Genomic DNA, 18,788 nt, shown 5'->3' with positions numbered 1-18,788 from the left:
CACGTATTCTTATTTCTATTAATCTGCTTCCTTTACGCACAAACACTAAAATAAATCACAATTAATTAACATCAATGCATCATTTCAAAGCAAAACAACACATAAAACCAGAGTGTTTCACAGTTTTTGATTGCGGTACTCCCTTTTCATCCGCTATGTTGAAAAAACGCCTGCACCATCGGTTGAATCCGTATTTTTATTGATTTTAATCAGCAAGGAGCAGGTGTTTATTAGGCACATTCTCACACCGCTTTATGCTTTTTTTAGTTTTTTTACTTTCTGGGCGTCAATATGACAGGGGAAACAATGTTGACATTTATAGAACTCCTTATTGGAGTCGTTGTTATTGTGGGTGTAGCTCGCTACATCATTAAAGGTTATTCCGCGACCGGCGTATTGTTTGTCGGGGGCCTGGTTTTATTGATTATCAGCGCCCTGATGGGGCACAAAGTTCTGCCCGGCAGTGCCGAAAGTACCGGTTACACCGCGACAGATATTGTTGAATATATTAAAATTTTGCTGATGAGCCGCGGCGGCGACCTCGGCATGATGATTATGATGCTGTGTGGTTTTGCCGCCTACATGACGCATATTGGCGCGAACGATATGGTCGTTAAGCTGGCCTCCAAACCCCTGCAATATATCAACTCGCCTTACATGCTAATGATTGCCGCCTATTTTGTTGCCTGCCTGATGTCACTGGCCGTCTCTTCGGCAACCGGGCTGGGCGTGCTGTTGATGGCGACACTCTTTCCGGTCATGGTTAACGTTGGGATCAGTCGTGGTGCTGCGGCGGCCATTTGCGCCTCCCCTGCCGCAATCATTCTTTCTCCAACTTCCGGGGATGTCGTGCTGGCTGCGAAAGCAGCGGAAATGCCACTGATCGACTTCGCGTTTAAAACCACACTGCCGATTTCCATTGCTGCCATTATTGGTATGGCGATTGCCCATTACTTCTGGCAGCGCTATCTGGATAAAAAAGAGAACATCTCTCACGAAATGTTAGATGTGGCAGAAATCACCACCACAGCCCCCTCGTTTTACGCCATTCTGCCGTTTACCCCGATCGTCGGTGTACTGATTTTTGATGGCAAATGGGGCCCGCAACTGCACATCATCACGATTCTGGTGCTGTGCATGCTTATTGCCGCAGTGCTGGAGTTCATCCGCGGATTCAACACCCAGAAGGTTTTCTCAGGTCTGGAAGTCGCCTACCGTGGAATGGCAGATGCCTTTGCTAACGTCGTCATGCTGTTAGTTGCAGCCGGTGTATTTGCTCAGGGTCTGAGCACCATTGGCTTTATTCAGAGTCTGATCTCTATCGCCACCTCATTTGGTTCTGCAAGTATTATTCTGATGCTGGTTCTGGTGATTCTGACCATGCTGGCCGCAATGACTACGGGCTCCGGTAACGCGCCTTTCTACGCCTTCGTTGAGATGATCCCAAAACTGGCGCACTCTTCCGGTATTAACCCAGCCTATCTTTCGATCCCAATGCTGCAGGCGTCAAACCTCGGGCGCACAATCTCCCCGGTATCCGGTGTGGTTGTAGCTGTTGCGGGGATGGCGAAGATTTCACCGTTTGAAGTCGTAAAACGAACTTCTGTTCCGGTGATGGTCGGACTGCTGATTGTGATTATCGCCACGGAAGTGATGGTACCGGCAACGTCGGCCCTGATTGGCGGTTAACGATACCTGTCAATACCTGACCTTAATACACAAAATCATTTATGCTGCATCGCGGCGGCAAGTGAAGACATCCCCAGGAGCATAGATAACTATGTGACTGGGGTTTCTGCACGCAGCCAACAAAGAGGCAGCTTAAAGGATGACGTGTATTAGCCGCCGTGGTAAATACGCTGCGGTCTACCTACCTTCCCGTGAATAATCTCCGCAATGATCAAATGGCGGCTGGCACAGTACTCCAGGTAACGTCTGGATGTTGTACGGCTGATGGTAAGCGCCTGGGCGATCGTTTCCGCAGTATGATGTACCGTCGGGTCAGCAAACAACTTCAGTACCGCATTCAGCGTTAGCGCGTCGATCCCCGTCGGCAAATCCCCTTTCGGCTCACCGCGCGCATATGCATTAAACATTTCATCAATCTGTTTTTGGCTGGCACTGTCATTACCGGCCAGCATTCTTCTGCGTTGCTGATACCGGGTAAGCGTCTGCCCCAGTCGCTCGTAGGCTATGGGTTTAACCAGATAATCAAACGCCCCACTGCGTACGGCTTCTGAGACCGTGTCCATATCACTGGCTGCCGTGGTAAACACCACGCCGCCAGGGTAGCGTGCCTGAGTCAGCTCGTGTAACAGCGTTATGCCCTTGCCATCCGGCAAGTAGTTATCCAGAAGAATCAGACCAGGCTTGAAGCGCTCAATCATCATCCTTGCTTGCTCAAGATTACCCGCCAGCCATATCTGGCTAAAACCGGGTATATGGCGGATATATTCAGCATGCATTTCCGCCAGTAGCGTTTCATCCTCAACGATCAACAGCGTTAATGGTTCCGTCATTGTTTTTTTTCACTTTCGGAAGAAATAAAGAAAATAAGGTACCGCAGGGGGAGTTATCTTCGAGCGTAATCACCCCATTACAGCGCCTCACATAACTTGCAATCAGATACAAACCGATGCCATGTTCGCCTGGTTCATCGGTACGAGTGCTCACACCCTGTTCAAATATTTTTTCGCGCAATGCTTCCGGTACGCCACAACCTTGATCGGCGACTTCAATGATCACCTCATCGCCCTCATCACTCAGATAGAGTTCAACGACCTTATTACCCTGCTGGGTACGCAAACTGGCTTCAAACGCATTATCAAGCAGATTGCCAACAATTGCTGCAAACTCTGTGCTATCCAACCCCTCAGGAAGTTTATGCAGTTGACTGCCAGGGACAATGCTCATTGTGAGGCCCAGTTCCCGTGCACGCTGTACCTTGCCAAACAGCAGGCCTGCAACCTGACGATCGGCGAAAGCACCGCGCAGACTATCAATGAGTTGCTGCTGCGCCTGCGACTCTCCCTGAACCATGGCCAGCACCCGGTCATACTCTTTCATTTGCAGCAGACCATTGATGGTGGACATCCAGTTCAGGTGTTCATGACGTAGCGTTCTCAGACTTTCTACATACTGTTTGATTTGTGTTAACTGGGCATTCAGGGTCGCAATTTCATCTTTGCTACGAAAGCTGATGATAGCTCCGAGCAGTTCATCACCTGAGCGGATAGCCTCGCGGTTAGCAATAACACTCAACCCATTAAAGTTAACCATCGCATCCTGACGCTTTTCCGCAATCTGCTGGGTAAAAAAGTCTGCTGGCTGAACGACTTCCGCAATCGGCTTACCCAACCACTTACGTCCAGGCGACGAGAGCCCCAGCATTTTTCTCGCACTGCGGTTTATCGCCGTAATGCACCCTTCAGGGTCAACAGCAATTAAGCCTTCGTACACTGAGCTAAACAGCGCCTCCTGCTGACGTACTACCCGCGCGATTTGTTTGGGTTCCATACCCAACATCTGGCGTCGAATATGGGCGGCAAAAAACCAGGAAAGTAACATAAGCACCAGTAACAATAGAATGAACACCCCGGCCATCGGAAGTAAGAAATCCGAGCGCCAGCTGTCGATTTTACTGATCAGGTAGCCAATTGAGACAACACCGATGATTTTACCATCATCATCAAAGATAGGGGTTTTGGCGCGCATCGCCATCCCGATAGACCCTTTACCGGTAATAAAGTAGCTTTCCCCTTTCTCCAGTGCGCCGGGTTTGGTGAACTGCATGGGGTAGCCAATTTTATCCGGATTAGGGTGATAAAGACGGATCGAGTGGGTATCACCGATAACCACATAGTCAAAGTCAGTCCCGCTCTGCAACTTATCCGCTATCGTTGCCAGGCGCTTGTAATCACGGTGCTTCACAGCAGTAATAATGCTGTCGTTCGAGGCGATAATTTTCGCCTGATTCATTGCCATATCACGAACATGCGTTGCCAGATAATCTTCAAAGCTGGCGGTAAAGTATTGTGCTAATGCCGCGATGATAAAAACGGAAACGACCAGAATGAGTAGAAAGATACGCAACGGAAACGCCAGGCTGCGAAAAAAAGGAAACCGTGTTTTATTTTTCTTTTCCGACATGTTTTTTCCTCACCGACGTTAACCGAAACTTATTTTTCGTTGTATTTGTAATAAAAATGTTTTATTTACAAGTCACGGCCTAAAATAGGATCGTTACAGATTCCCCACCTTAAATCAATTAAACAAATAAAAACCACACGCTATTTCCGGGTTAAATTAATTAAAAAACTTAAAACCATAAAACACATTAAAACCATCTAACTTATTGTGAAATAAATCAAAATTTACCTCCAAAATACTCCTTACGATGTATGCAGCAGGGAAAAAAAGAAATACTCCGTAATAAAAAAACATTCCCTTCAATTGCAAACAAAACGTTATCAGGTTGCTAAACAGAGCAACAAAAACAGAAACCCAGTAACAAATATACCATCGGGGCTCTATTTACTATGTTCGGTAATAATATATTCACGCAAGTTAAACGCTCAGAAAATAAAAAGATGGCGGTTATCGCTCAATTTCTGAAAGAGAACGATTTGAGCGTTGATACCACCGTCGAAGTATTTATCACCGTCACCCGTAACGACCGCTTGATCGCTTGTGGCGGTATCGCCGGCAATATCATCAAATGCGTCGCTATCTGTGAATCCGTACGTGGTGAAGGCTTAGCGCTGACGCTGGCGACTGAGTTAATCAACCTTGCCTACGAGCGGCATTGCACCCATCTCTTCATCTATACCAAAACCGAGTATGAGTCACTGTTTAAGCAGTGCGGTTTTTCGACGCTGACCAGCGTGCCCGGCATTATGGTGTTGATGGAAAACAGCACCACTCGCCTCAAACGTTACGCTGAATCACTGGCGAAACAGCGCCGCGAAGGGAAAAAAATTGGCTGTATCGTGATGAACGCCAACCCCTTCACCAACGGGCACCGTTTTCTTATCCAACAAGCCGCCGCACAGTGCGACTGGCTGCATCTGTTTTTGGTGAAAGAAGATACCTCGCGTTTCCCGTATGAAGACCGACTGGACCTGGTACTCAAAGGGACTAAAGATATTCCACGTTTAACCGTACACCGCGGTTCGGAATACATCATCTCTCGCGCCACGTTCCCGTGCTACTTCATTAAAGAGCAGAGCGTTATTAACCACTGCTACACCGAAATAGACCTGAAAATTTTCCGTCAGTATCTGGCCCCGGCACTCGGCGTTACGCACCGTTTCGTCGGTACTGAGCCGTATTGCACCGTCACCTCCCAGTACAACAACGATATGCGCTACTGGCTGGAGACCCCAACACTTCCCGCCCCGCCGATTGAACTGGTGGAAATTGAGCGGCTGTGTTTCCAGGAGATGCCGATTTCCGCCTCCTGGGTACGCAAGCTGCTGGTTAAAAAAGATCTCACGGCTATCGCATCCCTGGTACCCGAAGCCACGCTGCACTACTTACAAAGCATGGTTGAGCGAACCTCATCGGCTGCGACAGTCCGCCAAAATACCCCCGCATTAGCAACAGGTGAAAAATGAAAATAAACCAGGCAGCCGTCGCAGGCACTCTCGAGTCCGGTGATGTGATGATCCGCATCGCCCCGCTCGATACGCAGGATATTGACCTGCAGGTTAACAGTAGCGTCGAAAAGCAGTTCGGTGATGCCATCAGGGCCACCATTCTGGACGTTCTGTCCCGCTATAACGTCCGCGGCGTGCAATTAAATGTTGATGATAAAGGCGCACTGGACTGCATTTTACGTGCGCGACTGGAAGCATTACTGGCTCGCGCCAGCGGCATTCCGGCACTGCCATGGGAGGATTGCCAATGATTTCCGATTCTTTACAACAACGTAAATCCCGCACACGCCGCAGCATGTTGTTCGTACCAGGCGCTAACGCCGCGATGGTCAGCAACTCATTCATCTACCCGGCAGATGCGCTGATGTTCGACCTGGAAGACTCCGTCGCACTGCGTGAGAAAGACACCGCGCGCCGCATGGTGTATCACGCGCTGCAGCATCCGCTGTATCACGACGTTGAAACTATTGTACGCGTGAACGCCCTCGACTCCGAATGGGGCATCAATGACCTCGAAGCCGTCGTACGCGGTGGCGCTGACATCGTGCGTTTACCCAAAACAGATACCGCCCAGGATGTCACTGATATCGAAAGCGAAATCCTGCGTATTGAAAACGCCTGTGGTCGTGAACCCGGCAGCACCGGTCTGTTAGCCGCTATCGAATCACCACTTGGTATTACCCGCGCGGTAGAAATTGCCCACGCTTCCGAGCGTCTGATCGGTATTGCTCTCGGCGCAGAAGACTACGTACGTAACCTGCGTACCGAACGCTCCCCGGAAGGTACCGAACTGCTGTTTGCACGTTGCTCAATTCTGCAGGCTGCGCGTTCCGCCGGCATTCAGGCATTCGATACCGTCTATTCCGATGCCAATAACGAAGCGGGTTTCCTGCACGAAGCCGCACACATCAAGCAACTGGGTTTTGATGGTAAGTCGCTCATCAACCCGCGTCAGATTGAACTCCTGCACAACCTGTATGCCCCGACGCGCAAAGAGCTGGCTCACGCACGTCTGGTGGTAGAAGCCGCTGAAGCCGCCGCCCGTGAAGGCCGTGGCGTAGTTTCACTGAACGGCAAGATGGTCGACAGCCCGGTTATCGAGCGCGCCCTTCTGGTTATCTCCCGTGCAGAACTTTCCGGCATTCGCGAAGAATAAGGCAAAAAAATGACGCAGAAAATCGAACAGTCTCAACGACAGGATCGCGTGGCGACCTGGAGCCGTCATGCAGAAAGCGAGCTTTCCGCTTATCAGAGCACCGCAAAAGTTGAATTGCAGGCGCAAAAACCGCGCAACAAAAAGCTGTGCGCTAACCTGGAAGAGGCCATTCGCCGTTCAGGTTTACAGGATGGCATGACCATCTCCTTCCACCACGCTTTCCGTGGCGGTGATCTGACGATCAACCTGGTGATGGATACCATCGCTGCAATGGGCTTTAAAAACCTGACGCTGGCTTCCAGCTCCCTGAGCGACTGCCATGCGCCGCTAGTTGAACACATTCGTCAGGGTGTCGTCAGCCGTATTTATACTTCTGGTCTGCGTGGCCCGCTGGCAGAAGAGATCTCTCGCGGTCTGTTGGCTGAACCTGTTCAGGTCCACTCTCACGGTGGTCGTGTACACCTGGTACAAAGCGGCGAGCTCAACATTGATGTCGCCTTCCTCGGCGTGCCGTCCTGTGACCCGTTTGGTAACGCCAACGGTTACACAGGTAAAGCCTGTTGTGGCTCGCTGGGCTACGCTCGTGTCGATGCTGAAAACGCAAAACAGGTTGTCCTGCTGACCGAACAGCTGCTGACCTACCCGCATAATCCCGCCAGCATTACCCAGGATCAGGTAGATCTGATTGTACAAATCGACCAGGTCGGTGATGCTGACAAAATTGGTGCTGATGCCACTCGCATGACCACCAACCCGCGCGAATTGCTGATCGCCCGCAGCGCAGCAGACGTTATTGCTAACTCCGGCTACTTCAAAGAAGGTTTTTCATTGCAGACAGGAACCGGCGGCGCGTCTCTGGCCGTTACCCGCTTCCTGGAAGACAAAATGCGCAGCCGCGACATCCGTGCTGACTTTGCGCTGGGCGGCATCACTGCCACCATCGTTGACCTGCATGAGAAAGGCTTAATCCGCAAACTGCTGGATGTACAGAGCTTCGACCGTAATGCGGCAGAATCTCTGGCACGCAATCCAAATCACATTGAAATCAGTGCTAACCAGTATGCCAACTGGGGCTCAAAAGGCGCCTCTGTCGATCGTCTGGATGTCGTGGTGCTGAGCGCGCTTGAAGTGGATACCAACTTCAACGTTAACGTACTGACCGGTTCTGACGGCGTACTGCGCGGCGCATCCGGTGGCCACTGTGATACAGCGGTTGCCGCAGCGCTTTCCATCATCGTCGCACCGCTGGTTCGTGGGCGCATCCCGACGCTGGTTGATAACGTCCTGACCTGCGTAACCCCGGGTTCCAGCGTTGATATCCTGGTCACTGACCACGGTATCGCCGTTAACCCTGCACGCCCTGAGCTGGCGGAACGTCTGCAAGAAGCTGGCATGAAAGTTGTTTCCATTGAATGGTTGCGCGAACGTGCACAGCAACTTACCGGCCAGCCACGCGCAATCGAATTCACCGACCGCGTCATTGCCGTAGTGCGTTACCGCGATGGTTCAGTGATCGACGTTGTGCATCAGGTGAAGGAATAAGCCATGCACCTGCTCCCTGAACACGCCACTTGCCACGCAGTTTCCATTCCCGAGCTGCTCGCCAGCCGTGATGAGAGACAAGCGAGGCAAAATGCCTGGCTCGCGCGTCATCACGCGCCATTGGTCTCTTTTACCGTGGTAGCGCCAGGCCCGATCAAAGACAGCGAATTAACCCGTCGCATCTTTAATCACGGCGTCATCGCCTTGCTTACGCTGGCGAAACAATCATCCTGGATTGTCAGGGAGCAAACTTCGCTGGTCTCCGCCAGCGGTCCGGAAGGTCTGTTGTCCATCGAGGCGTCAGCCCATGACCTCAAGCTCGCCACTATCGAGCTTGAGCATTCACATCCGCTGGGACGGTTATGGGACATCGATGTCCTGACCCCTGAAGGAGAAATCCTGTCCCGCCGTCATTTCGCGCTTCCTGCCCGCCGCTGTCTGTTGTGCGAGCAAAGCGCTGCCGAATGCGCGCGGGGTAAAACCCACGCGCTTTCCGACTTACTCATTCAAATGGAGGCACTGCTGCATGATGCCGATTCCCGCAACATCGACGAATAACGCTGTCCTTCCACTGGATCTGCCCGACGCCTACGCAACACTTGCCTGGCGCGCCATGCTGACTGAAGTCAACTTATCGCCCAAGCCTGGGCTGGTGGATCGCATTAATAACGGCGCACATAAAGATATGGCGCTGGAAGATTTTCATCGCAGCGCAGAGGCTATCCAGGCCTGGCTGCCACGTTTTATCGAATACGGCGCATTCAGCGCGCAGTTGTCACCTGAAGATGTACTGAAAGGACTGCGTCCGCTGGGTATGGCCTGCGAAGCCGATATGTTTCGCGCCACCGCCGGGGTGAACACCCATAAAGGCAGCATCTTTTCTCTGGGACTGCTGTGTGCCGCCATTGGCCGCCTGCACCAGCTCCAACTGACTGTTACCGCTGAAACCATTTGCTCTACGGCAGCAACATTTTGCCGAGGCCTGACCGAGCGCGAACTGCGCCAGAACAATCAACAACTCACGGCTGGCCAACGTCTTTATCAGCAACTGGGATTAACCGGCGCACGGGGCGAAGCCGAAGCGGGATATCCGCTCGTCATCCAACATGCCCTGCCGCACTACCGCGCACTGCTGACTCAGGGCCGCGACCCTGAACTGGCGTTACTCGACACATTATTGCTGCTGATGTCTATCAATGGCGACACCAACGTGGCTTCACGTGGCGGCGCTGAGGGTCTGCGGTGGATACAACAGCAGGCAACCACATTATTGCAGCAAGGGGGAATTCGTACCCCTGCCGATCTCCATTACCTACGCCAGTTCGACCAACAGTGCATCGAACGCAACCTCAGTCCTGGAGGCTGCGCCGATCTGCTGATCGTCACCTGGTTCTTAGCTCAGATTTCGCAAGTTCATCATTATCACAATTAAAGATCCTTTCCGGAGAATCACACACATGTCTTTAGCAAAAGATAAAATATGGAAGTTACTGGCCCCATTGGTCGTAATGGGCGTCATGTTTCTTATCCCCGTTCCTGATGGAATGCCTCCACAGGCCTGGCACTACTTTGCCGTATTTGTGGCAATGATCGTCGGTATGATCCTCGAGCCAATCCCGGCAACAGCGATCAGCTTTATCGCCGTCACGATCTGCGTTATTGGCAGCAACTACCTGCTGTTTGATGCTTCCGAACTGGCCGACCCGGCGTTTAAAGCGGGTAAGCAAGCGCTGAAGTGGGGTCTGGCAGGCTTCTCCAGCACCACCGTGTGGTTGGTGTTCGGTGCGTTTATTTTCGCACTGGGTTATGAAGTCACCGGTCTGGGTCGTCGTATCGCGCTGTTCCTGGTGAAATTCATGGGTAAACGTACCCTGACACTAGGCTATGCGATTGTTATTATCGACATCCTGCTGGCACCGTTTACACCGTCCAACACCGCGCGTACCGGTGGTACAGTGTTCCCGGTTATCAAAAACCTGCCGCCGCTGTTCAAATCCTTCCCTAACGATCCTTCCGCACGCCGTATCGGCGGATATCTGATGTGGATGATGGTTATCAGTACCAGCCTGAGCTCCTCTATGTTCGTTACCGGCGCTGCGCCAAACGTACTGGGTCTGGAATTCGTTAACAAAATCGCTGGCATTCAAATCAGCTGGTTGCAGTGGTTCCTCAGCTTCCTGCCGGTCGGTATTATTTTGCTGATCGTTGCTCCGTGGCTGTCTTACGTGCTGTACAAACCGGAAGTCACCCACAGTGCTGAAGTTGCAGCATGGGCCGGTGATGAACTGAAAGGCATGGGTAAACTGACCCGTAAAGAGATAACGCTGATCGGTCTGGTACTGCTCAGCCTTGGCCTGTGGGTATTTGGCGGCAAGCTGATTGACGCTACCGCAGTGGGTCTGCTGGCGGTCTCCCTGATGCTGGCTCTGCATGTTGTACCGTGGAAAGACATTACTCGCTATAACAGCGCATGGAACACCCTGGTCAACCTTGCCACGCTGGTGGTAATGGCCAACGGTTTAACCCGTTCTGGTTTCATCGACTGGTTTGCCAACACCATGAGCACGCATCTGGAAGGGTTCTCGCCTAACGCGACAGTAATCGTTCTGGTACTGGTGTTCTACTTTGCTCACTACCTGTTTGCCAGCCTTTCTGCGCACACCGCCACCATGCTGCCGGTTATTCTGGCGGTTGGTAAAGGTATCCCGGGCGTGCCGATGGAACACCTGTGTATCCTGCTGGTACTGTCCATCGGTATCATGGGCTGTCTGACTCCGTATGCCACTGGCCCGGGTGTTATCATCTACGGTTGTGGTTATGTGAAGTCCAAAGACTACTGGCGTCTGGGTGCTATCTTCGGCGTTATCTACATCGCTATGCTTCTGCTGGTCGGCTGGCCGATTCTGGCAATGTGGAGCTAATCCGCGCGCTTTACACATAGTCAAAACACAGAGTTAAAATGATGCCAGTCAGCTAAACCTGACTGGCATTTTTTATGATTAAATAGATGATATTCAGAATTTATATAAGTGTCCGAATTCATCATGACATCAACATGGCGTTCTTTTCCTTTACTGGCAGCGCTTCTGCTGCCGGTTTCTGCGACTCAGGCCGATGAACTTCAGGCCAAACAGTACGGCGATTTTGACAGCTACGTGCTGGCTCTCTCCTGGCAAACCGGTTTTTGTCAGAGTCAGCATGAGCGTAATCGTCAGGAGCCTGACGAATGTCGTCTGCAAAAAGAGACTGACAATAAAGCAGATTTTCTGACGGTTCACGGCCTGTGGCCCAGCCTGCCAAACTCAATTGCTGCCCGCGGTGTCGATAATCGTCGTTGGATGCGTTTTGGCTGTGCAACGCGCCCTATTCCCAACCTGCCTGAAGCTCGCGCCAGCCGGAAATGCGCCGCACCACAAACCGGTCTGTCACTGGAGAGTGCGGCGAAGTTAAGCGCCGTCATGCCCGGTGCTGGCGGAACATCCTGTCTGGAACGTTATGAATATGCCAAACATGGCGCCTGTTTTGGTTTTGATCCCGACGCGTACTTCGGCACCATGGTGCGGTTGAACAATGAGATTAAGAGTAGCGAGACGGGCAAGTTTCTGGCGGATAACTACGGCAAAACGGTTAGCCGTAGCGCATTTGACGCCGCATTCGCTAAAAACTGGGGCAAAGAAAATATCAAAGCAGTGAAGCTAAGTTGTCACGGCAACCCCGCTTATCTGACGGAGATCCAGTTTTCATTGAAAGCCGATGCCATCAACCAACCTTTATCATCCCGTTCATTCCTGCCGCAACCGCATCCGGGCAACTGCGGTAAACAGTTTATTATCGACAAAACAGGATACTAAGCAGGGAGACCGACGCGCACACCCGGCGTCGGTCTGACGGCTTAACGTTTTGGACGCGCATCCGGACGCACCAGATCAAAGCGATGTGATTCATCAATTGAATAATACGCACTTGGCCCACCTGCACGCAGTACCGGGTGCGCTTTCGCCGTCTGGTAGATGCCCTCTTCCAGCAGCGATTCATCAATGTGGATACCGACCACCTCACCCAATATCAGCCAGGTTTCAACAGGGGTGCCATCTGCGGTCGTCAATTGCAGACTCTGAGATAAACGACACTCAAAATTGACGGGACTTTGTGCCACGCGTGGCACATTAACTAACCGACTTTCGGCTTTGCAAAGCCCTGCGGCAAAGAACTCATCCTCGCCGTGCGGCAGACTGGCCGACGTTTCGTTCATCGCGCTGGCCAACTCAAGGGTAGTCAGGTTCCAGACAAACTCACCTGTTTCGATAATATTCCGCACGCTGTCTTTCCAGCCGCTGCTGGCAAAACCGATAATCGGCGGATGATAGTTAAAACAGTTAAAAAAACTGTACGGTGCCAGATTATGCCGACCGTTACTGTCACTCGACGCAATCCACCCAATAGGGCGCGGCCCAATAATGGCATTGAGCGGATCATGTGGCAGCCCGTGTCCCTGTGACGGTTGATAGAAATACATAGTTTTCTCTGGTGAAGTTAGCCTCTGCTAAGCATAAATTATGCTTCGCTCATCCCCCTTACGGAAGAGGATCAGCGTAGAACAATCCACGAACGATTACGACTGAATAAAGCCGAGTAGATCGGCGTTGATCTGATGTTTATGGGTGGTGCAAATACCGTGAGATCCTCCGGCATACACCTTCAACTGTGCATCTGGTAGGATTTCTGCCGCGACCTTACCGCAGGTTTCAAACGGGACAATCTGATCGTCATCACCATGAATCACCAGCGTCGGAATGGTCATTTTTTTGAGATCTTCACGCAAGTCTGTTTCCGAGAAAGCATGTATACAGTCGTACAATGCTTTAATTGATCCTTGTAAGCCCTGCTCAACAAAACTTTCACGGACAGCCCTCGATTCCTTTGCACCCTGTCGATTGTAGCCATAGAATGCGGCCGTCAACTCATAGAAAAAGGCGGCACGATCGTTCACAACGCCTTCACGAATGCTATCGAACACCTCCCTCGGCACACCATTCGGGTTAAAGTCGGTTTTAATCATGATGGGGGTTACCGCACCAATGAGTACCGCTTTTGCTACCCTCTGCGTCCCATGGCGGCCAATGTAACGAGCAACTTCGCCACCGCCGGTAGAGTGCCCGACATGCACAGCATCTTTGAGATTGAGGTGCGCGGTAAGTTCGGCCAAATCGTCAGCATACTGATCCATATTATTGCCATCCCAGGGTTGGGCCGAACGCCCATGCCCTCGTCTGTCATGGGCTATCACACGAAATCCTTTCGACCCGAGAAACAGCATCTGATCTTCAAACGCATCTGCGGTCAGCGGCCAACCATGGCTGAACACAATGGGCTGGCCGCTTCCCCAGTCTTTGAAATGCAAATAGCTGCCATCTTTTAAGGTAAGTTTGTCGTACTGGCTCATGAGATCTCCTGTCGAGGAACACTGAGTTGTCGTGGTGCGCCCGCAGCGAGCGCTTAAAAAGCATAATGCAAATTTGAGAACGATCACGTTTTTTGCCACCCCCTTCATCTGCAGCAATATTGATGATTTGCCTGAATGTGAACTAAATCACTTCAAACCAGGGGTAAGTCTCAGTATCATCATAAAAGCTAAACCCTTGCCGCCTGACGGTGAGGGTTTTCTTTTGGGATTATTTACCTGCGCATCCGCAGTATCGACGACATGGAGTAATAAATGTCCAGACCAACTATTATCATTAACGACCTCGATGCGGAACGCATTGACCGCCTGTTGGAGCAACCTGCGTTTGCTGGTTTACCGATAGCGGACGCATTAAACGCTGAACTGGATCGCGCCCAAATGTGTTCCCCGGAAACCATGCCGCACGACGTGGTGACCATGAACAGCCGCGTGAAATTCCGCAATCTGAGCGATGGCGAAGTGCGTGTACGTACCCTGGTATATCCGGCCAATATGACTGACAGCAGTACACAGCTTTCGGTAATGGCACCCGTCGGTGCAGCGCTTCTGGGTCTGCGCGTTGGCGATACGATCCATTGGGAATTACCGGGCGGTACATCGACCCACCTCGAAGTCATCGAGCTTGAGTACCAGCCTGAAGCTGCAGGCGACTACCTGCGCTAACTCTGTCTTATCAAAGCGACTCGCTTTATCTTACAGGGGATGCATCCGCATCCTCTTTCCGCTTCAACCTCTGCTTTCTTTCAGTTGCTGCACTTCCTTTTCTCCTGTTCGCAAAACATAAATCTGTGTCGTGACTGACAGAATCATTTTTAATACTATGCTGTTATGTGTTCATGTAATGACAAGGAGAATGTTTATGTACAACACAATCATAATGCCTGTTGATGTATTCGAAATGGAACTGAGCGACAAGGCTGTTCGCCATGCAGAATTTCTGGCACAAGATAAAGGGGTTATCCATCTGCTGCATGTGCTCCCGGGTTCTGCCAGTCTGAGTCTGCACCGTTTTGCCGCTGACGTTCGTCGTTTTGAAGAGCATCTGCAACACGAAGCGGAAACCCGTCTGCAAACGATGGTCGGTCACTTCAGTATCGATCCTTCCCGCATTAAGCAGCACGTTCGCTTTGGTAGCGTGCGTGATGTGGTAAACGAATTGGGTGAAGAGTTGAATGCAGATGTGGTGGTCATTGGGTCGCGTAACCCATCAATTAGCACCCATCTGCTCGGATCTAACGCCTCAAGCGTTGTCCGCCACGCCACCTTACCGGTGCTGGTCGTTCGCTAATAAAAAAAGAGGCTACCTTCCGGTAGCCTCTTCTTCCTACAAACCGATGAAATCCCATTTGTAGGCCCGATATGCTTGTGCTATCGGGCATTTCGCTTCTTTTGCAGGTGAGTCTTACTTTCTTATACGGTTGTGGTGCGAATCAAATAATCAAAAGAGCTCAGAGACGCTTTCGCGCCCTCGCCAGTCGCGATGATGATCTGCTTGTACGGTACGGTTGTACAATCCCCCGCAGCAAAAACACCCTTCACGCTGGTCTCGCACTTGGCATCAATGATGATTTCACCCATGCGGTTACGCTCAACGGCGCCTTCCAGCCAGTTCGTATTCGGCAACAGGCCAATCTGCACAAAGATACCCGCCAGTTCCACATTGTGGATATCACCGCTGACGCGGTCACGATACTCCAGACCGGTGACTTTACTGCCGTCGCCTTTCACTTCTGTGGTTTGCGCATTCAGAATAATGTCGACGTTTTTCAGACTGCGGACTTTATTCTGCAGAACCTGATCGGCCTTCATTTCCGGGGCAAATTCCAGCAACGTCACGTGCTCGACGATACCCGCCAGATCGATAGCCGCTTCAACCCCCGAGTTACCGCCACCAATCACCGCGACGCGCTTGCCTTTAAACAGCGGGCCATCACAGTGCGGACAGTAGGTTACGCCCTTGGTGCGGTACTGATCTTCACCTGGCACGTTCATGTTGCGCCATTTTGCGCCGGTAGCAATGATGATGCTGCGTGCTTTCAACACCGCGCCGGATGCCGTTTCAATCTGATGCAAACCACCTTCCTGTGCTGCCGGAACCAGCTTGCTCGCACTCTGGCTATCAATAACATCCACATCGTAATCATCAACGTGTGCTTTCAGTGCGCCAGCCAGTTTCTGGCCTTCGGTTTTCGGTACAGAGATGTAGTTTTCGATATCAACGGTATCAAGAACCTGACCGCCAAAGCGTTCACCCATCAAACCGGTGCGAATACCTTTACGTGCAGAGTACACCGCAGCTGCTGCCCCGGCAGGACCCGAACCGACGATCAGCACATCGTAAGCATCACGCTGATTCAATTCTTCCGCTGCGCGTTTTTCTGCGCCAGTATCAACTTTCGCTACGATTTCAGTCAGCGTCATACGGCCCTGACCAAACTCTTTACCGTTCATATAGACCGCCGGGACGCCCATGACGTTACGGTCGGTAATTTCGTTCTGGAATGTACCGCCATCAATCGCCGTATGCTTGATTCGCGGGTTCAGCACGGACATCAGGTTCAGCGCTTGCACCACATCCGGGCAGTTATGGCAGGACAGTGAATAATAGGTTTCGAACTCAAAATCCCCGTCGAGGTCGCGGATCTGCTCCAGCAGTGACTGTGTCTCTTTCGACGGATGGCCACCTGTCCACAACAGCGCCAGAACCAGAGAGGTAAACTCATGGCCCAGTGGAGAGCCGGCAAAACGTGGCCCCTGGTAAGAACCCGGATTGGTGATCAGGAACGATGGCTTACGTACGGCCAGAGTATTGTCTTCTTTAAAGGTGACTTTTTCTGACAGTTCAGCAATTTCAGTCAGCAGTTCCTTGATTTCTGCCGATTTAGCGCTGTCATCCAGCGTAGCAATCAGCTCAACAGGTTTGGTCAGTTTCTCAAGATAAGCCTTGAGTTGGGTTTTCATATTTGTGTCGAGCATTATTCTTCCCTCTCTGAAAACATCATCATGCAAGCCGAATTCGCGGGGCTGCATCAATGCAACTTGCGTCATGGTGCTGGAATGAAACAGGCGCGAATTTGCGCCTGTGGAATGCCGGATGCACTACGTTTATCCGGCCTACAAATTATGCGACTTAAATCTTACCAACCAGGTCCAGGGACGGAGCCAGAGTGGCTTCGCCTTCTTTCCACTTAGCCGGGCAAACTTCGCCAGGGTGGGAAGCGACATACTGTGCAGCTTTAATTTTGCGCAGCAGGTCAGACGCATCACGGCCGATACCTTCAGCGGTAACTTCGATTGCCTGGATGATACCTTGCGGGTCAACGACGAATGTTGCACGGTCAGCCAGACCTTCATCTTCACGCATGTTGTCGAAGTTACGGGTCAGGGCGCCAGTCGGGTCGCCGATCATCGCATATTTGATTTTCGCGATGGTTTCAGAGCTGCTGTGCCATGCTTTGTGAGTAAAGTGAGTGTCGGTAGAAACAGAGTAAACGTCCACACCCAGTTTCTGCAGTTCTTCGTAGTGGTCAGCAACGTCACCCAGTTCGGTCGGACATACGAAAGTAAAATCAGCCGGGTAGAAGAAGAAGACACTCCAACGACCTTCGGTATCTTTCTCGGTTACTTCGATGAACTCACCGTTTTTGAACGCCTGGTTTTTGAAAGGTTTAATTTTGGTATTAATCAAAGACATCTGTACTTCCTCCGTGTTTTCGTTGAGGGATAAGTTAACGAAAATCATTGATAAGGGCTAATGCGTTTCCTTTATCAAATCAATAAGCGTTAACTAACAACCGACTCAACCGCATTTTGTAAACCCTATTCTAAAAGTAAAAAAGGCTCCCTTTGCAGGGAGCCTCATTACCCGAGTTACCCGCAAGTAACTTCAGTGCCAGCAGAACTGGCTATGTGTTGCGCTCTACATTACCTTAACCAAGGTCGTAACAGCGATTGGGATTACATCACCCAACTACCGAAAGGGCAATCGACAGACTGTCGATCTTACCTATGGCTGCGATAGGTTTTGCAACTTAACTCCCTTTCCTTCTAATTTTATAAGGAAAATCAATGTTTAAACGTACATTACTCTTAGCTCTGCTCCCTGCTGTCGTCCACGCTGAAGAGCTTCCTGCCCCTGTTAAAGCGATTGAGAAACAGGGCATTACGATTTTGAAGCCGTTCGACGCCCCTGGTGGTATGAAAGGGTACCTGGGCAAATACCAGGACATGGGGGTCACTATCTATGTCACGCCTGATGGAAAACATGCGATCTCCGGCTACATGTATAACGAGAAAGGTGAAAACCTGAGCAATGCGCTGATAGAAAAAGAAATCTATGCACCTGCCGGGCGCGAGATGTGGCAACGAATGGAAAAAGCGTCGTGGATTCTGGACGGCAAAAAAGACGCTCCGGTTATTGTGTATGTGTTTGCCGATCCATTCTGCCCATACTGCAAACAATTCTGGCAACAGGCACGTCCGTGGGTTGAGTCCGGCAAAGTTCAATTACGCACGCTGTTGGTCGGCGTGATTAAGCCCGAAAGTCCGGCAACCGCTGCGGCCATTCTGGCAAGCAAGGATCCCGCTAAAACCTGGCACGACTATGAAGCTTCCGGCGGTAAAATGAAGCTGACAATGTCAGCAACGCCACCTGCCGAGCAGATGAAGACGCTGAATATCAACCAAAAATTAATGGACGATTTAGGTGCCAACGTCACACCCGCCATTTATTACATGAGCAAAGATAATACACTGCAACAGGCAGTTGGTTTGCCCGATAAAGAGAAGCTGGATATTATTATGGGAGCCAAATAGATATACGCAACGAATGATTGATTGATATCATCTTCATATCAATCAATCTTCTTTCCATATCAATCAACGCATTAGCACTTTTTACCGCAAAAATAACCCTACCTGTGCTATTTTAGTATTATTAAACCATTCATTAAGTTTTATATGTATATGT

At 51.0% G+C, this 18,788-nt stretch carries 18 protein-coding genes; 12 read left to right on the top strand and 6 right to left on the bottom strand.

Annotated elements, in window-relative coordinates:
• Nucleotides 1–306: 306 nt before the first annotated feature.
• Nucleotides 307–1,689, top strand: coding sequence for an anaerobic C4-dicarboxylate transporter DcuC (dcuC, locus tag NNN64_RS20610; protein WP_137384517.1), 1,383 nt, complete (start codon nucleotides 307–309; stop codon nucleotides 1,687–1,689).
• Between the two features lie 149 nt (nucleotides 1,690–1,838).
• Here dcuC and dpiA read toward each other — a convergent pair whose 3' ends face one another.
• Nucleotides 1,839–2,519: a two-component response regulator DpiA gene (gene dpiA / locus NNN64_RS20605; protein ID WP_271442590.1), complete on the bottom strand. Its 681-nt coding sequence runs from the start codon at nucleotides 2,517–2,519 to the stop codon at nucleotides 1,839–1,841.
• The gene (gene dpiB, locus NNN64_RS20600) at nucleotides 2,488–4,149 is read right to left on the bottom strand and encodes a sensor histidine kinase DpiB (protein WP_271442589.1); all 1,662 of its coding nucleotides are present in this window, start codon (nucleotides 4,147–4,149) and stop codon (nucleotides 2,488–2,490) included. The genes dpiA and dpiB overlap by 32 nt, the downstream gene beginning before the upstream one ends.
• 389 nt (nucleotides 4,150–4,538) lie before the next feature.
• On the opposite strand from dpiB, the gene citC reads away from it, so the two are divergent.
• The 8 genes from citC (at nucleotide 4,539) to rna (ending at nucleotide 12,206) form a co-directional block, all read left to right on the top strand.
• Nucleotides 4,539–5,615, top strand: coding sequence for a [citrate (pro-3S)-lyase] ligase (gene citC, locus NNN64_RS20595; protein WP_137384519.1), 1,077 nt, complete (start codon nucleotides 4,539–4,541; stop codon nucleotides 5,613–5,615).
• A complete protein-coding gene (citD, locus tag NNN64_RS20590) occupies nucleotides 5,612–5,908 on the top strand; it encodes a citrate lyase acyl carrier protein (RefSeq protein WP_005120843.1) in 297 nt (98 codons plus the stop codon). Before citC ends, citD begins: the two co-directional genes overlap by 4 nt.
• Entirely contained in the window at nucleotides 5,905–6,813 is a 909-nt protein-coding gene (locus NNN64_RS20585; RefSeq protein ID WP_137384520.1) for an aldolase/citrate lyase family protein, read from the top strand. Before citD ends, NNN64_RS20585 begins: the two co-directional genes overlap by 4 nt.
• Before the next feature lie 9 nt (nucleotides 6,814–6,822).
• A complete protein-coding gene (citF, locus tag NNN64_RS20580) occupies nucleotides 6,823–8,355 on the top strand; it encodes a citrate lyase subunit alpha (protein WP_040232565.1) in 1,533 nt (510 codons plus the stop codon).
• A 3-nt stretch (nucleotides 8,356–8,358) separates the two neighbouring features.
• On the top strand, nucleotides 8,359–8,913 hold the full coding sequence (citX, locus tag NNN64_RS20575) for a citrate lyase holo-[acyl-carrier protein] synthase (RefSeq protein ID WP_271442588.1): 555 nt from the start codon (nucleotides 8,359–8,361) through the stop codon (nucleotides 8,911–8,913).
• Nucleotides 8,882–9,787: a triphosphoribosyl-dephospho-CoA synthase CitG gene (citG, locus tag NNN64_RS20570; protein WP_271442587.1), complete on the top strand. Its 906-nt coding sequence runs from the start codon at nucleotides 8,882–8,884 to the stop codon at nucleotides 9,785–9,787. The genes citX and citG overlap by 32 nt, the downstream gene beginning before the upstream one ends.
• Before the next feature lie 25 nt (nucleotides 9,788–9,812).
• The gene (gene citT / locus NNN64_RS20565; protein ID WP_003831271.1) at nucleotides 9,813–11,276 is read left to right on the top strand and encodes a citrate/succinate antiporter CitT; all 1,464 of its coding nucleotides are present in this window, start codon (nucleotides 9,813–9,815) and stop codon (nucleotides 11,274–11,276) included.
• Nucleotides 11,277–11,399: 123 nt separating this feature from the next.
• Nucleotides 11,400–12,206, top strand: coding sequence for a ribonuclease I (gene rna, locus NNN64_RS20560; protein WP_271442586.1), 807 nt, complete (start codon nucleotides 11,400–11,402; stop codon nucleotides 12,204–12,206).
• Nucleotides 12,207–12,247: 41 nt separating this feature from the next.
• Here rna and NNN64_RS20555 read toward each other — a convergent pair whose 3' ends face one another.
• Together NNN64_RS20555 and NNN64_RS20550 are read right to left on the bottom strand one after the other, a co-directional pair.
• On the bottom strand, nucleotides 12,248–12,871 hold the full coding sequence (locus NNN64_RS20555; RefSeq protein ID WP_271442585.1) for a flavin reductase family protein: 624 nt from the start codon (nucleotides 12,869–12,871) through the stop codon (nucleotides 12,248–12,250).
• Nucleotides 12,872–12,967: 96 nt separating this feature from the next.
• On the bottom strand, nucleotides 12,968–13,798 hold the full coding sequence (locus NNN64_RS20550) for an alpha/beta fold hydrolase (protein ID WP_271442584.1): 831 nt from the start codon (nucleotides 13,796–13,798) through the stop codon (nucleotides 12,968–12,970).
• A gap of 273 nt (nucleotides 13,799–14,071) precedes the next feature.
• Here NNN64_RS20550 and rnk point away from each other — a divergent pair, with 273 nt between their 5' ends.
• Nucleotides 14,072–14,482, top strand: coding sequence for a nucleoside diphosphate kinase regulator (gene rnk / locus NNN64_RS20545; RefSeq protein WP_005120853.1), 411 nt, complete (start codon nucleotides 14,072–14,074; stop codon nucleotides 14,480–14,482).
• Nucleotides 14,483–14,678: 196 nt separating this feature from the next.
• On the top strand, nucleotides 14,679–15,107 hold the full coding sequence (gene uspG, locus NNN64_RS20540) for a universal stress protein UspG (protein ID WP_005120854.1): 429 nt from the start codon (nucleotides 14,679–14,681) through the stop codon (nucleotides 15,105–15,107).
• Nucleotides 15,108–15,229: 122 nt separating this feature from the next.
• Here the strand turns inward: uspG and ahpF are convergent, their stop codons facing one another.
• Both ahpF and ahpC read right to left on the bottom strand, forming a co-directional pair.
• Nucleotides 15,230–16,795, bottom strand: a complete 1,566-nt coding sequence (gene ahpF, locus NNN64_RS20535) for an alkyl hydroperoxide reductase subunit F (protein ID WP_271442583.1) — start codon at nucleotides 16,793–16,795, stop codon at nucleotides 15,230–15,232.
• A 154-nt stretch (nucleotides 16,796–16,949) separates the two neighbouring features.
• Complete coding sequence (gene ahpC / locus NNN64_RS20530) at nucleotides 16,950–17,513, bottom strand: alkyl hydroperoxide reductase subunit C (protein ID WP_002894394.1); 564 nt, start codon at nucleotides 17,511–17,513, stop codon at nucleotides 16,950–16,952.
• 374 nt (nucleotides 17,514–17,887) lie between these two features.
• Between ahpC and dsbG the strand changes: the two genes are divergently transcribed.
• Nucleotides 17,888–18,634 carry a thiol:disulfide interchange protein DsbG gene (dsbG, locus tag NNN64_RS20525; RefSeq protein ID WP_271442582.1) on the top strand — a complete coding sequence of 249 codons (747 nt, stop codon included), beginning with the start codon at nucleotides 17,888–17,890 and terminating at the stop codon, nucleotides 18,632–18,634.
• The last annotated feature ends 154 nt before the right edge of the window (nucleotides 18,635–18,788 follow it).

Source organism: Citrobacter sp. Igbk 14, assembly GCF_028069825.1.
Taxonomy (GTDB): Bacteria; Pseudomonadota; Gammaproteobacteria; order Enterobacterales; family Enterobacteriaceae; genus Citrobacter.
Note: the sequence above shows the minus strand (reverse complement) of the source record. Positions and strands in the feature narration are given on the sequence as shown.